Below are 14,775 nucleotides of genomic sequence, written 5' to 3' on the forward strand. Positions count from 1 at the left end.
CTGTCCCTCTGGTGTTCACAGGGTACGCGCAGGAAGCCGGATCGGAACAGAGACCGTAGCCTCGGCCCGGGCGGGAAAGGGGCTAGCCGAACAGCCCCATGATCCCGATGATGGCCGTGGCAGCCCCCAGCACCATAGAGATGCTGACGAGCACCAGATGGACGTTGAGGAACTTCGTGGCCTTGCCTGCGGCGTCCCGCGCCCGGGGATCCTTCATCACCCGGCGCAGGAACTGCGGCCAGACCACCAGTGACCAGACGCCGGAGATGACCAGCAGGACGGCCGCGAAGATAGGGAGTTGCATTACCTTAGTGGCTTTCCAGCCAGGCCTGGGCCTGCTGCGACTGGATGTTGAGGGCCTTGGCCACCATCGGCTCGGCCGCATCGGCGATCTTCCCGCCCAGGAACGGAACGGACGAGGTCACGTTGCCTTCCAGTTCCACGCGGGTGCTGCCGCCCTCAGCAACGAGACGCTGGACCGCTGTCACGTCAAGGGGTGCGCCTGCGATCTTCAAGGTGATGTTGCTCTGGCGGGAACCGTCTGCCGCCGGGGCGTCCCAGTTTTCCACCTGCGTAACCGTGAGCTTGTCACCAACGAACTTGCGGGCGATCTCCGGCAGGCGGGTAGTGGGCAGGGTGCGGACCGAGGTGGTGCTGAAAGCTCCGGCCGTGTCGCCGTCCACCGCAAACGACTCCAGTGTGCCGCCAACGTATTCACTCGTGTGCCGCTGGAAGTCCTCGTTGATGAAAACAGCAGCGACGGTGTCGACGGCGTGCGGAAGGGTGGTGGATGCACTCAGTGCCATGGGTCCTCCAGTATTGGGGTCAGAACGCTTTTTGCTCCCCACATCCTACGGGGAGCGCGGGGCGTTCCTCGAACCGGCCTCCGCACTGGCAAGTTTCTGGGCGGCGGCTGTGATATTGCGCGACATCGCCGGAAAGATGAGGCTGTGGAAGGGCAGCACGGCCAGCCAGTAGAGCCTTCCGCTCAGCCCCTTCGGGAAGAAAATGGCACGTTGACGGTAGCGGCTGCCCGCGCCGTCGGGCTCAACGGACAGTTCAAGCCAGGCGCGTCCGGGGGCACGCATCTCCGCCCTGAGCCGTAACATTTTTCCGCGGTCGATCCGTTCCACCCGCCACCAGTCCACTACTTCGCCTGATGCGAGGTTGCCGGGGTGCCGGCGTCCGCGCAGGAGCCCCGCGCCGCCGGTGAGCTTGTCCAGCCAGCCCCGCACCTGCCACGCGAGCGGCAGCGAATACCAGCCGTTCCGGCCCCCGATTCCCTCGATGATGGTCCACACATGGGCAGGATCGACGTCCCCATGGAAAGTCCGCTCGTCGACGAACACCGTGTGGCCCGCCCAGTCCGGATCGCTGGGCAGGGGATCGGCGTCGGCCCCTGCATTGGCCCAGGTTGTCTCCACCTGGCCGTCGCGCTCCTTGCCGAGGGCCAGGGCCACCGCACGCCGGTACGGAGTCAGGCCGCCCTCCGGGACGGGAATAAAGGAATCAATATCGTGCTCCCGGGACACTGCGTCGTGCTGCAGCGACTGGACGAGTGGCAGCGACATGGACAGCGGGATGGGGGTGGTCAGGGCCACCCACATGCCGGCGAGCTTGGGAGCGGGAATGGGCAGGGCCAGCACCACTCGGTGCGGCAGGCCGGTTTCGGCGGCGTATTCCTTCATCATGCCCGCGTAGCTCAGTACCTGCCTGCAGCCGATATCGAACGTGCGGTTGGTCGTCCCCTGCAGGGATGCGGCGGCCACGAGGTAGTACAGCACGTCCCGGACGGCGATGGCTTCGATCCTGTTGCGGACCCAGCTGGGGGCCGGCATCAGCGGGAGGGCGTCGGACAGGTGCCGGATCATCTCGAACGAGGCGGATCCAGAACCAATCACCACGCCGGCCTGGAAGACTACTGCATCCACGGGGCTGTCCAGGAACACCTTCCCCACGGCTTCCCGGGAACGCATATGCGTGGACAGCTCCACATTGGACGGGTGCAGGCCGCCCAAGTAAACGATCCGGCTGACCCCTGCCTCAGCGGCCGCGTGCGCGGCGGTCTCAGCCATGGCCTTTTCCTTGGGCTCAAAGTCAGCGCCGGCAGCCATTGAGTGGACGAGGTAGTACAGCACGTCGACGCCGCCCAGCGCCGCCCGTAACGCACCGCCGTCGTCAAGGCTGCTTTGGACCACCTCCACTTCATCCAGCCACGGGACGCCGGCGATCTTGGCCGGCGTCCGGACCAGCACCTTCACGGTGTGGCCCGCTTCAAGAAGCCGCGGGACCAGGCGGCCCCCGATATAGCCTGTGGCGCCCGTTACCAGGACCGTGCGGGTTTCGGTGGGCTGTGATGGATCGATAGTGCCCGTCATGCAGACTCCTTCTTCTCACCAAACCATTCGGAACGGCAGGCTGTCCGGACGGCCGTGGGTCCTGAAAGCTTAGTGTGGTTCACGGGGGTAGGCTGGAACTACCCGGGATTCGAAGCGAATTTCGGGTTTTCGCGTTGCCTGCGATCCCCTTGAACACCACAGGAGTTTCTGCCATGAGCCCGAGCGCCTCCCGCACTGGTACCTCCCATCCCGGTCCGTCGCTTGATGGACTGCGCCGTGTCCTGGCCGAAGACCAGACCTTCGCCCGGGTCAGGGCCGAGGCTGCAAGGGGATTTGAGGTACGTGGCCAGGACTACCAGATCAGCGCACCGGCGGGCCTGCGTGCGGTCCTGCTGGCAGAAATGGCAGACGGCCTGGCCGTCGCGGGCACGGCAGAAGAAACGTCCGACGGCGGGCTCCCGGCCGTGGTGTTGGCAGTCACCGCGACGGGACGCGAAGCCGAGGATCTGACAGCGGCCCTGCGCGCGTACCTCCCCGCCGATTCGGTGGCTGAGTTCCCCAGCTGGGAAACCCTGCCACACGAGCGGCTCTCGCCCCGTTCAGACACCGTGGGCCGGCGGCTCTCCGTCCTGCGCAGGCTGGCGCACCCGGAAACTTCGACGGCGGGACCCCTGCGTGTCGTGGTGGCACCGGTCCGCGCGGTGGTTCAGCCCATCGTGGCCGGATTGGGTGACCTGGTTCCGGTCACCTTGGAGGTGGGCCAGGAAAGGCCGTTCTCCGATGTGGTGCGGAGCCTCGCCGACGCCGCGTACGCCCGCGTGGACATGGTCACGCACCGTGGCGAGTTCGCCGTCCGCGGCGGCATCATCGACGTTTTCCCGCCCACGGAGGACCACCCCATCAGGGTGGAGTTCTTCGGCGACGAGGTGGACCAGATGCGCTGGTTCGCCGTCGCAGACCAGCGCTCGCTGTCCTCGCCCGGCCTGCACCACCCCACCGCCCTGCACGCCCCGCCCTGCCGCGAAATCCTCATCACGCCCTCGGTGATGTCGCGGGCGGCCACCCTCAAGCAGCAACTGCCGGCCGCCGCTGACATGCTGGAGAAAATTGCCGGCGGGATCACGGTCGAGGGCATGGAATCCCTGGCTCCGGTGCTCGTGGACGCGATGGTCCCCTTTGTGGAGCAGTTGCCTGCCGGTTCCATCTCCGTGGTGATCGAGCCGGAAAAGGTCCGCACCCGTGCGCATGATCTTGCCGCCACCAACGAGGAGTTCCTCGAAGCCGCCTGGTCCACGGCGTCCGATGGAGGCACGGCGCCCCTGGATTTGAGCTCACAGGCGTCAGCAGCCCTGCACTCCGCCAGCTTCCGCTCCCTGACGGACACCCGCAGCTCCGCCCTGGACCACGAGGTCTCCTGGTGGTCCATCACATCCCTTGCCACAGACGAAGAACTGCTGCCGGAAATCGACGTCCTGAACCTCCACGCACGCGAACCCCGCGGGTACCAGGGCGACGTTGCGGAGATGATGGACTTCATCGGCTCGCACGTCCGGGACCAGTGGCGCATTGTGGTGGCCACCGAAGGACCCGGACCTGCCCAGCGCCTTGCGGAACTGTTCCACGACGCCGACATCCCCTGTGCCAGGGTGGACACCCTTGACCAGGAACCCCAGGCGGGCATCATCGAGGTGACCACGGCCGCCGTCGGACGCGGTTTTGTCCTGGACAGCCTCAAGCTGGGCCTGCTGACCGAGGCCGACCTGCTGGGACGCACCTCCGCCGGCTCCACCAAGGACATGCGGCGCATGCCGTCCAAACGCCGGAACGCCGTGGACCCGCTGCAGCTGTTGGGCGGCGACCACGTGGTGCACGAACAGCACGGGATCGGCCGTTTTGTGGAGCTGATCCAGCGCAAGGTTGCGGGCGGCGGAGACGGGGTACGCGAGTACCTGGTCCTGGAATACGCCCCGTCCAAGCGCGGCGCTCCCGGGGACCGGCTGTTTGTGCCCACCGACCAGCTGGACCAGGTGACCCGCTATGTCGGCGGCGATACCCCTGTGCTGAGCAAGATGGGTGGCTCGGACTGGGCCAGCACCAAGTCCAAGGCCCGTAAAGCGGTCAAGGAGATCGCCGGCGAGCTGATCCGGCTGTACTCCGCGCGGATGGCCTCCCGCGGCCACGCCTTCGGGCCGGACACGCCCTGGCAGCGGGAACTGGAGGAAGCCTTCCCCTATGTCGAGACGCCGGACCAGCTGACCACCATCAACGAGGTCAAGGCGGACATGGAGCGGGAGATCCCCATGGACCGACTGGTGTCCGGAGATGTCGGCTACGGCAAGACGGAGATTGCCGTGCGCGCGGCGTTCAAGGCGGTCCAGGACGGGAAACAGGTAGCCGTCCTGGTGCCCACCACTCTGCTGGCTCAGCAGCACTACGAGACCTTCACCGAGCGGTTCTCCGGATTCCCCTTGCGGGTCAAGGCACTGTCGCGGTTCCAGGGGGCCAAAGAGTCCAAGGAGACCGTGGAGGGTGTCAAGAGCGGTTCCGTGGACGTCGTCATCGGCACGCACCGGCTGTTGTCCAAGGACTTCGCGTTCAAGGACCTTGGCCTGGTGATCGTGGACGAGGAGCAGCGCTTTGGGGTGGAGCACAAGGAAGCGCTGAAGAAGATGCGCACCAATGTGGACGTCCTGGCCATGAGCGCCACGCCGATCCCGCGCACACTGGAGATGTCGCTGACGGGTATCCGGGAAACGTCCACCCTGGCCACCCCGCCGGAGGAGCGCCATCCCGTGCTTACCTACGTTGGTCCTTACACGGACAAGCAGACCTCGGCAGCCATCCGCCGCGAACTGATGCGTGAGGGCCAGGTGTTCCTGGTGCACAACCGCGTGTCCACCATCGAACGGACTGCCGCGAAAGTCCGTGAGCTGGTTCCGGAAGCCCGGGTGGAGGTCGCACACGGGCAGATGTCCGAGAGCCGGCTCGAGCAGATCATCGTGGACTTCTGGGAGAAGCGGTTCGATGTGCTGGTGTGCACCACCATCATCGAAACCGGGCTGGATATCTCCAACGCCAATACCCTGATCGTCGATGGCGCCGACAAGTACGGCCTCTCCCAGCTGCACCAGCTCCGTGGCCGTGTGGGCCGTGGCCGGGAACGCGCGTACGCCTACTTCCTGTATCCGTCCGAGAAGCCGCTGGGTGAGGTCGCCCTGGAGCGCCTGAAGGCAGTAGCTACGCACAATGAGCTCGGTGCCGGCATGCAGCTGGCCATGAAGGATCTTGAGATCCGCGGTGCCGGCAACCTCCTGGGCGGCGAGCAGTCCGGACATATCCAAGGCGTGGGCTTCGACCTCTACATCCGTCTGGTGGGTGAGGCAGTGGCCGACTACCGCGGCGACGCCGAGGAAAAGGCTGCCGAGATGAAGATCGAACTGCCGGTGAACGCCCACCTGCCGCACGACTACGTACCGGGGGAGCGGCTGCGGCTGGAAGCGTACCGGAAACTGGCCTCCGCCATCACCAACGAGGCCATTGAGGAGGTCCACGCAGAGCTCGTGGACCGCTATGGGGAGCCCCCGCTGCCCGTCAAGAACCTTATAGCCGTTGCCCGATTCCGGGTGGGCGCCCGCGAAGCCGGACTCTCCGACGTAGCCCTGCAGGGTAACTTCATCAAGTTCTCTCCGGCGCAGTTGCCGGAGTCAAAGGTGATGCGCCTCGCCAGGATGTACCCCGGCTCGCAGCCCAAGCCTGCGCTGGACGCCGTCCTCATCCCGAAGCCTAAGACTGCGAAGATCGGCGGCAGGGACCTGCAGGACGCGGAAATCCTGGAATGGGCCAACGGTGTCATCCGCAACATCTTCTCGGACGCCCCGCTGGCGGTGGGTTGAGTTTTGATGGGAGGACATCACGCCGCGTCGGGAGCCGCGGCGTGGGTAGCTATTGCTTCGACCGGGCCCTACACACTTGGCTGGTATCCGCTTGACGCCACGGGCATCCTGATAGGTGGCATGGCGACGGCGGGGACCGCGCTGGTGTGCGACTGGGACCACCGGCACAGTACGGTGGCCAACTCACTGCCACCGCTATCGAACGTGATTGCCGTGGGCATTGAGAACGCCATCGGGGGCCACCGGCAGGGCACGCACTCGCTGCTCGGGGCGGCATTTTTCGTGCTGCTGGCCATGGTGGCCGGCCAGTTCCAGCTGCAGACGGACTGGGGACTGCTGTCCGTGGGCGCCGGCCTGCTGTGCATGTTCATGATTAACATCGCGGCCAAGGCACTGAAGCTGTTCCCCAAGTCCGGCTTCCTCAGCAACTGGGTGTTCGCCCTGACCATGGCCGGGCTTGTCACGTGGTTCGCCCCGGACCAGTGGACCTGGTTGCCTGTGTCGATGCTGACCGGGGTGGTGGTCCACATCGTGGGTGACATGATCACAACGGGCGGCGTCCCACTTCTCTGGCCGATCGTTATCAAGCCACCCAAGTTCCTGCGGAAACTGCCCGTGATCAACGATGTCTGGAGAGCCAATGGCGCCTTTTCCCTGCCATTGTTGGGCCGTGCCGGGTCCAAGCGGGAATGGCTGGTGCTCATACCGGTGAGCGCCTATGCCATGGTGGGCATGTGCGTGGCAGCTTGGGTTTTGGCGAAATCACACTTCCCTGCTGCCCTGTCACTCGGAACGGGCCTGTTCAGCCGCCTTTTCGGCGCGACCTGAGACGACCTCTTAAAAGGCTGGGGCCCCGGAAAATCCGGGGCCCCAGCCTGTGTGTTTTAGCGGATGTTTTAGCGGATGCTTAGTGCTCGCCGGCTGAATCGGAGCGGCCGGTGATGGTCTGCGGGATCCAGAACGCGAGGCCGAAGAGGCCCAGGCAGACGGCCATCGGCCACGGGTTGCCGAGCGTCAGGAATGAGAGCGAGTAGATTGAGCCCAGGAAGAGCGCCATCATGACAGCAAACAGGACGATGCTGGTGACGAGGCTGTTCTCGTTTTCCGGGGTCTGGACAGTGTTGACACTGGACGCTGTGGTCTTGCTGGACATTCATTCCTCCTTGGCCCCGCGGGGCTCAAATTGTGGCGGCTTCCGGATCCGTGTCAGTAGCCGGATGAACCCTGTTCACCCTTGACGATCGCAATTCCGGAGCTGGCACCAATACGTGTTGCACCTGCAGCAATCATAGCCTGAGCGTCGGCGAGGGACCGTACGCCGCCAGAGGCCTTGACGCCCAGTTCCGGGCCGACAGTCCGGCGCATCAGGGCGACGTCCTCGGCGGTGGCTCCGCCACCGTTGAAGCCAGTGGAGGTCTTGACGAAGTCAGCGCCGGCCTCCACTGCAGCCTCGCAGGCGAGGACCTTCTGGGCGTCGTTGAGGAGGGCCGTTTCGATGATGACCTTCAGGATGGCGCCGCTGGCGTGTACGGCCTCGGCAACTGAGGCGATGTCCTCCACCAGGGCGCCCTTGTCGCCGGCCCGGGCAGCGGCGATGTTGATGACCATGTCGACCTCGTCTGCGCCGTCCAGGACGGCGCCGCGGGCTTCAAAGGTCTTGACGTCGGTGGGAGTGGCTCCCAGCGGGAACCCGACCACCGAGCAGGCCAGGACGCCGGATCCCTTGAGCGCCGTCTTGACCGTTTTCACCCAGATCGGGTTGACGCAGACGGATTTGAACCCATACTCGGCGGCTTCGGCGCAGACCTTGAGGATATCCGCCTCGCTGGCCTCGGGCTTGAGCAGGGTGTGGTCGATGAAGGAAGCGATGTTGCCCTGCGCCTGCTCCGTGCCCGCTGACGTCTGCGCGGCGGGAGTGGCTTCGTTGCTCATCATGATGGTCCTTTCCGGGGCCTCGTGGGCCGCCCATGCCACGGTGTCCATGGCTCTTCAGGTGACCATCTTGCCACAGGGGTCAGGCGGCCACCGGAACCCGGTCTTCCGTTGCCACAGCCGTCATAAGCTGCATGGCGCACGCTCCGGCCGCCGAAGCTGCGGCCACCAGCAGGCCCAGCCGCACGCCGTCGAACGCTGCGGCATCGCCGATGGCCCAGACGCCGGGAACTGAGGTCCTGAACTCCTTGTTGATGGCGATTCCGCCGTTGGGAGCGGTGGCGAGTCCGGCGCTGGCGGCGAGGCCGTCGCGGGAGACCCGTTCTTCGGCCAGGACCACGAGGTCACCGTTCATGCTGCTGCCGTCCGCAAAGACGATCCCGGCCGCTGTCAGCCCGGTGCCGGCGCGATCGATGGAGTGCACCACGGCGGTGGGCCGGACTGTGGTGCGGATGGGCCTGACGCCCCGGGCACGCAGCACGGCTTCAGCCTGTCCGGCTGCGGCGCCGGTGCCTACCAGGATCCCGAGTGGCCGCCTGCCCAGCTCCCGAGTGACTTCGTTGACGGCGTCGCCGATCCGGGCGGCGTCGTCAATTGTGGAGTAGCTCAGGCAGCGGCCGGCTCCTGCAACCGGAGATGAGACCGGGGCCGATCCGGTGGCGATGACCAGCTCGTCGTAGCTGAATTCCATTCCGTCCGCAGTTGTGACTGTGCGGTTGTCCGGGTCGATGAAGCTGGCGGGCTGACCGAAGCGGACCGAGACCTGGGGCAGTTCTGCAAGATCCAGGAGCTCCGCCGGAGCGTCGTCCCGGTTGCTTAGCACGGTGATGGTTCCGCGGAACCTGGCACCGTCCAACTGGCGGACCAGCGCCTGCGCGGCGGGGCCGGCACCGGCGATGACGATGCGCGGGGCCGGGGAGACGGTGGTGGACGGTGCCGGAGCGGACATGTGCTGGCCCTTTCGCTGGCGGCCGCAGAGCGGCCGGGGAATTCGTTGATGAATCCCAGCGTAGGCGGCCGGCTTTTCCAGCGTGTTTCCCCGCTGTTGCCGTCCTGGGAGTGCTTTTTCGCCAACGTTTACCGCCCGGTAACAGAACCCGTGACGCACCTCTCACCATGGTCCCGATTGACACAAACGGGGCCGGAGCCCGCGCCGTTAGACGCGGATCCGGTAGCCCCTCTTGACCACCGTTTCCACCAGGCGGCCATCCGGCAACGAGGACCGAAGGCGGCTGACTGTCATGTCCAGGGCGTGGACTGAGCCCCTGAGCTCAAGCAGCTCCGAGAGCGATTCGCGGGACAGCACGGCCCCGCCGGCACCGAGCAGCGCGCGCAGCAGCAGCAGTGGCGCGGGGGCCAGCTCAACCTGCTGCCCGTCGATCCGCAGGCTGCGGCCGCGCAACTCGATATTCCCTGACCTCGTGTCCAGGCGGCGCACATGGTTAAGGGCGAGATGCTCGCACACCAGCCTGATGAGGGCGCCCATCCGGAACCGCTCCGGGATCAGCGGGGTCACCCCGGCGTCGAGCAGGGGCTGCGCGGTGACGGGTCCGACCACAGCGGTAGTCACGTTGGTTTTCAGGCTTTCGATCAGCTGCTTGTAGACACCCATCTCATGGGCGGTGCTCCACATGGCATCCACTGCGGGCGCGCTGGTAAACGTCAGGACGTCCAGGTTGCCGCTGCATGCAGCCTCGATGAGCCGGGGGAGTTTGTCCTCGCCGTCGGGCTTGACCCAGCGGTAGGGCGTCACGGTCAGGACGGTGGCGCCGGACATGCGGAGCCGCTCCAGCTGCCGGACATCCGTGTAGCCGTGCAGCTGGACGGCCACAGTCTTGCCACGCACGCCTTCGGCCAGCAGCATGTCCACCAGCGTTGCGGTGGTTTCGTCGCTGCTGATTCCGACGTCGGCAAGGCCGGCCGCGCGGACGGCGCCCCGGGCTTTGGGTCCACGGACGAACATTCGGCAGGCTGCAAGGGTGTCCAGCAGGTCCTCGCCGATGCCAAAGGAGTCGGCAGCCTCGCACCAGCGCCGCATGCCGTAGGCAGTGGTGGCGATGCAGAGATCCGGGCGTGCGGCAATGATGGCTTTGGTGTCCTCAATGAGGCGGAAGTCCTCCTGCACGGGGGCGATCTTCAGTGCCGGTGCGTGCAGGACTTCAGCGCCGCGGCGTTCGAGGGCCTCGATGAGGTCCCGGGAGCGCCGGTGCGAGGTTACTCCAATGCGGAAACCCTCCAACGGGGAGTCCGCCGCCTCCTGCCCGGAGGTTTCTTCAACCTGGGGTTCTGCGGGTGCCAGTGCGTTCATGGGGTTCAATCCTTTCATGAACCGAGCAGCGAGGCCGCCAGCCTGTCCAGGTCGGCGGCGGCCTCGGCATGCCCACGGTTGGCCTCAGCCACGCGAACCACCTCGCCGATGACAAGCACGGCGGGGTTGCTGCAGCCGGCAGCAGCGGAGGTGATGGTTCCCAGGTCCGCGATGGTGGTCCGCTGCCCGGGGCGGTAACCGCGTTCGACGACGGCCATGGGCATGTCCGGACGCATCCCGGCTTTGCGGAGTCCGGCGGCGAGCTGGTGCAGCGTTCCGATGCCCATCAGCACCACAATGGTCCCGCCAAGTCCGGCGAGGTGCTTGTGTTCCTTCTCCGTCAGCGGCGCGTGGCCGGAGACGACGGTGAACATGTGGCTGACTTCGCGGTGGGTCACCGGGATTCCGGCAGCAGCCGGGACGGAGATGGCGCTGGTGACGCCGGAGATGACGCGGACCTTGACGCCGGCCGCGACGCAGGCGGCGACTTCCTCGCCGCCGCGGCCGAAGACGTATGGATCGCCGCCCTTGAGACGGACCACGTTGTTTCCGGCGAGGGCGCTTTCCACCATCAGCTTTTCGATATCGGACTGGCCCACCTTGTGGTGGCCCGGCTTCTTCCCAACATCGACCAGTTCGGCCGACGTCATGGACGGCAGTTCCTGGTAGGGAGCCAGCCTGTCGTAGAACACCACATCCGCGTCGCGGAGGGCCTTCGTGGCGGCGACAGTCAGCAGCTCGGTGGTTCCAGGTCCGCCACCGACCAGGGTGACATGGCCCACGGGGCCAGCAGGCGGTTCTGCTGCGACCGGGATGCCGGTTGCGCGGCACCGCTCGAGCAGGGCATCCCAGCCGGGCTGGCCGTCTTCGACTGCTGCGACCAGGAATGGACGCTCGGGCAGCGGGCCGTCATGCCCGGCACCCTGCGGGGTGCTGAGGCGGTAGACGACGGCGCCGGCGGCCTCGTAGCGGCGGACCGCCTGGCGTGCGGCGTGGTCCGAGCCGGTGACCAGGACTTCGCGGCCGGTGAGATCAATGCTGAGCTGCATGCCTATACCTCGTTCTCGTCGCGGGGCCTCATGGGGATGGAAGCTCCAATGAGGACTTTCCCCTTTTCTTCCGGGGTGGCCGGGCGCATCTGGCCGCGCTCGTCCGAAACAAAGGTGATGGAGTCGTCCTTCTGGTCCGGGGCGTTGACGAAGGAGCGGAACCGGCGCAGGCGCTCGGGGTCCTTCAGGGTGTCGGCCCACTCGTCGACGTAGGTGTCGACATGCTTGGCCATGGCAGCCTCGAGGTCCTCGGCGATGCCCAGGGTGTCCTTGACCACCACGTCCTCCACGTGCTTGATGCCGCCGTCGAGCTCCTCCTGCCAGCGCGCGGTGCGCTGCAGGCGGTCTGCGGTGCGGATGTAGTACATGAAGTAGCGGTCAATGTACTTGATCAGGGTCTCGTCGTCGAGGTCCTTGGCCAGGAGCTGGGCGTGGGCCGGGGTAGCACCGCCGTTGCCGCCGACGTACAGGTTCCAGCCGTCGGCGGTGGCGATCACGCCAACATCCTTGCCGCGGGCTTCGGCGCATTCGCGGGCACACCCGGAGACGCCCATCTTCAGCTTGTGCGGGCTGCGGAGGCCGCGGTAGCGGAGCTCGAGCTGGATGGCCATGGCCACCGAGTCCTGGACGCCGAAGCGGCACCAGGTGGAACCGACGCAGGACTTCACCGTGCGCAGGCTCTTGCCGTAGGCCTGGCCGGACTCGAAGCCGGCGTCCACCAGTTCCTTCCAGATTTCCGGGAGCTCTTCGAGGCGTGCCCCGAACATGTCGATGCGCTGGCCGCCGGTGATCTTGGTGTACAGGTTGTACTTCTCGGCTACCGCGGCGATGACGCCGAGCTTCTTCGGGGTGATTTCGCCGCCGGCGATGCGGGGGACCACCGAGTAGGTGCCGTCCTTCTGCATGTTGGCCAGGGCGCGGTCGTTGGTGTCCTGCAGGGTTCCGCGGCCGGCGTCCAGCACGTAGGCGCTGTTCTGGCTGGCAAGGATGTTGGCGATGGTCGGCTTGCAGATGTCGCAGCCAGCACCGGTGCCGTACTTGGCCATGATCTCTTCGAAGGAGGTCAGTTCCAGGACGCGGATGGCGTCGAACAGTTCCTGGCGGGACAGCTCGATGTGCTCGCAGAGGGCCTTGGAGACCTCGACGCCGGACTTGGTGAGCTCGGTTTCCAGCAGCTTCTTAAGCATCGGGACACAGGAGCCACAGCTGGTTCCGGCACGCGTGCAGCCCTTGAGTTCGCCGAGTTCCTGGACCGGGGCGTTGCCTTCGCAGGCGCCGCAGCCGTTGACGGTGTCGCGGATGGTTCCGGCGGACACGTTGTTGCACGAGCACAGGATGGCGTCGTCCGGCAGTTCGGTGTCCGGGGCGTCGCCGCCGCCAGCGGCCGAGAGGTACGCGCCGGGCTCGGCGCTCAGTTCCCGGCCCAGGAGCGGACGCAGGCTGGTGTAGGGGGTAGCGTCGCCCACGAAGATGCCACCCAGGAGGGTCTTGGCATCGTCCGTGGTGACAATCTTCTGGTAGACGCCGCGGGCCGGGTCGGCGTAGACGATTTCAAGGGCGTGCTCGGTCTTGGCGAACGCGTCACCGAAGCTGGCGACGTCGACGCCGGACAGCTTGAGCTTGGTGGCGGTGTCGAAGCCCGGGAAAGTGGCTTCCCCGCCGTGCAGGCGGTCCGCGACGATCTCGGCCATGGTGTTGGCGGGGGCAACCAGGCCCAGGCACATGCCGCCGAAGTTGGCCACTTCACCGATGGCCCAGATTCCGTCGATCTCGGTTGCGCAGTAGTCGTTGATGACCACGCCGCCGCGCTGGCCCAGCGAGAAGACCTGCTCCTCTCCTTCGGCCGCGCGGAAGAGTTCGTCGCGCGGCCGGACGCCGATCGCGACGATCACAAGGTCAGCATCGATGACGCGGCCGTCAGCCATGAGGACACCGGTGACCTGGCCGTCGTCGTCGGAGAGCACCTCAGAAGGGAACACGCCGCCGTGCACTTCGAAGCCCTTGGACTTAATGAGCCGGCCCATGGCCTGGCCCGCGCCTTCATCCAGCTGTGTAGCCATCAGCCACTGCGAACCGTCGATGACGATCGGGTTGGCGCCCAACTGCTCCGTGCCGGCTGCAGACTCGAGCCCGAGGAGGCCGCCACCGATGGTGACCGCGTTAACCTTGCGGCCGAGCTTCTCGGTGAGTTCGGCAATGGCCTTGTTGATGGCCCAGACGTCCTCGAGCGTGCGGTACACGTGTGTGTGCTCGGCACCGGGGATCGGCAGGCGGGCGGCGTTCGAGCCCGTGGCAACCACGAGGTCGTCGTATTCAAAGACGTTTCCGGCCGCGGTTTCCACGGACTTGGCTTCGTGGTTGATCTTGACGACGCGCTCGCCGGTCTTCAGGGACATGGCCTCGTGGTCCCACATGCTCGCCTCGCCGAGGGTGAGGTCGTAGTCCATTTCCGTCAGGGCCTTGCTGAGCGCCACGCGGTCGTAGGGGAGGTGGGCTTCCTCAGTGAGGACCGTGACATGCCAGCCTTCGAGGCCGCGGGCATGCATTGCGTCCGCAAAACGGTGGGCCGCCGGGCCGCCGCCGGCGACGACGATGCGGCGCGGAGTCTCTGTGCTTGAAGTCTGTTCGGTCACTGTGGGCCTTTCGCATGGGCCGCAGACGGTGCTCTGCAGCTTGTCCATCCAGACTAGGCAGCCGCAGTTTCGCTTCAGTTTCCCAATTGTTTCGTGAACTTAACTTCTGCATCACGAACGCATTTCCGGCCGGGTGAGGTCTCTTTTACGCGCCGGACACATTCAGCGCATGCCCATGAAACACCGGACGCCTAGCTTGTTAGTACGGCCATACAGGTGGCCAAGCAAGCACAGGGAGAGGAGCCGACATGACGGCAACACTGGAACTTGGGGCACTCGCCACAGAAACTGACACCGCCACAGGCTGGCACCGCGTCTGCGCCGTGGAAGAACTGGAGCTGTCCTGGGGCGAGGCCGCACTCATTGCAGGCCGCCAGGTAGCCCTCTTCCGGACCGGCCCCAGCGAGATTTTCGCGGTAGCCCACGAGGACCCCGCCACCGGCGCCCATGTCATGGCCCGAGGCATCCTCGGCTCCCGCGGTACGCGCCCCACCATTGCCTCGCCGCTGCACAAAGAGGTCTACGACCTGGAAACGGGCGAATGCTTCGGTACGGCTGAGCTGCGGCTGGACACCTTCAACACCCGCATCATCGACGGTTTCATCGAAATCGAGCTCTAAT

General features: G+C 66.1%; 12 protein-coding genes. 3 read left to right on the forward strand and 9 right to left on the reverse strand.

All coding sequences use genetic code 11. The annotated features are described in order from the left end of the window. Positions 1 to 82: 82 nt before the first annotated feature. The 3 genes from ACLKOZ_RS02785 to ACLKOZ_RS02795 are packed head-to-tail and all read right to left on the reverse strand — an operon-like array spanning position 83 to position 2,378. A complete protein-coding gene (locus ACLKOZ_RS02785) occupies positions 83 to 304 on the reverse strand; it encodes an SCO4848 family membrane protein (protein ID WP_436472640.1) in 222 nt (73 codons plus the stop codon). A gap of 4 nt (positions 305 to 308) precedes the next feature. Next, positions 309 to 806 (reverse strand): DUF2505 domain-containing protein, encoded by a 498-nt coding sequence (locus ACLKOZ_RS02790; protein ID WP_337346578.1) that lies wholly within the window; start codon positions 804 to 806, stop codon positions 309 to 311. Between the two features lie 45 nt (positions 807 to 851). Further along, positions 852 to 2,378 carry an SDR family oxidoreductase gene (locus tag ACLKOZ_RS02795; protein ID WP_436472642.1) on the reverse strand — a complete coding sequence of 509 codons (1,527 nt, stop codon included), beginning with the start codon at positions 2,376 to 2,378 and terminating at the stop codon, positions 852 to 854. Positions 2,379 to 2,551: 173 nt separating this feature from the next. Here ACLKOZ_RS02795 and mfd point away from each other — a divergent pair, with 173 nt between their 5' ends. Continuing rightward, a complete protein-coding gene (mfd, locus tag ACLKOZ_RS02800; protein WP_436472644.1) occupies positions 2,552 to 6,232 on the forward strand; it encodes a transcription-repair coupling factor in 3,681 nt (1,226 codons plus the stop codon). 6 nt (positions 6,233 to 6,238) lie between these two features. Beyond that, complete coding sequence (locus tag ACLKOZ_RS02805) at positions 6,239 to 7,060, forward strand: metal-dependent hydrolase (RefSeq protein WP_436472646.1); 822 nt, start codon at positions 6,239 to 6,241, stop codon at positions 7,058 to 7,060. A 79-nt stretch (positions 7,061 to 7,139) separates the two neighbouring features. Here ACLKOZ_RS02805 and ACLKOZ_RS02810 read toward each other — a convergent pair whose 3' ends face one another. From ACLKOZ_RS02810 to nirB, 6 genes are all read right to left on the reverse strand, one after another. Then, complete coding sequence (locus tag ACLKOZ_RS02810; protein ID WP_337346574.1) at positions 7,140 to 7,385, reverse strand: hypothetical protein; 246 nt, start codon at positions 7,383 to 7,385, stop codon at positions 7,140 to 7,142. A 53-nt stretch (positions 7,386 to 7,438) separates the two neighbouring features. Next, positions 7,439 to 8,164: a deoxyribose-phosphate aldolase gene (deoC, locus tag ACLKOZ_RS02815; protein ID WP_436472703.1), complete on the reverse strand. Its 726-nt coding sequence runs from the start codon at positions 8,162 to 8,164 to the stop codon at positions 7,439 to 7,441. Positions 8,165 to 8,246: 82 nt separating this feature from the next. Further along, a complete protein-coding gene (locus ACLKOZ_RS02820; protein ID WP_436472649.1) occupies positions 8,247 to 9,113 on the reverse strand; it encodes an FAD-dependent oxidoreductase in 867 nt (288 codons plus the stop codon). Positions 9,114 to 9,320: 207 nt separating this feature from the next. Next, positions 9,321 to 10,472 carry a uroporphyrinogen-III synthase gene (locus tag ACLKOZ_RS02825; protein ID WP_337346572.1) on the reverse strand — a complete coding sequence of 384 codons (1,152 nt, stop codon included), beginning with the start codon at positions 10,470 to 10,472 and terminating at the stop codon, positions 9,321 to 9,323. Between the two features lie 14 nt (positions 10,473 to 10,486). Next, positions 10,487 to 11,521, reverse strand: coding sequence for a uroporphyrinogen-III C-methyltransferase (cobA, locus tag ACLKOZ_RS02830; protein ID WP_337350011.1), 1,035 nt, complete (start codon positions 11,519 to 11,521; stop codon positions 10,487 to 10,489). Between the two features lie 2 nt (positions 11,522 to 11,523). Then, the gene (gene nirB / locus ACLKOZ_RS02835; RefSeq protein WP_436472652.1) at positions 11,524 to 14,154 is read right to left on the reverse strand and encodes a nitrite reductase large subunit NirB; all 2,631 of its coding nucleotides are present in this window, start codon (positions 14,152 to 14,154) and stop codon (positions 11,524 to 11,526) included. A 248-nt stretch (positions 14,155 to 14,402) separates the two neighbouring features. Here nirB and nirD point away from each other — a divergent pair, with 248 nt between their 5' ends. Beyond that, positions 14,403 to 14,774 (forward strand): nitrite reductase small subunit NirD, encoded by a 372-nt coding sequence (gene nirD / locus ACLKOZ_RS02840; protein WP_337346569.1) that lies wholly within the window; start codon positions 14,403 to 14,405, stop codon positions 14,772 to 14,774. Position 14,775: the final 1 nt, after the last annotated feature.

The sequence above is a fragment of the Arthrobacter sp. R4 genome, from assembly GCF_051365025.1.
Taxonomy (GTDB): domain Bacteria; phylum Actinomycetota; class Actinomycetes; order Actinomycetales; family Micrococcaceae; genus Arthrobacter.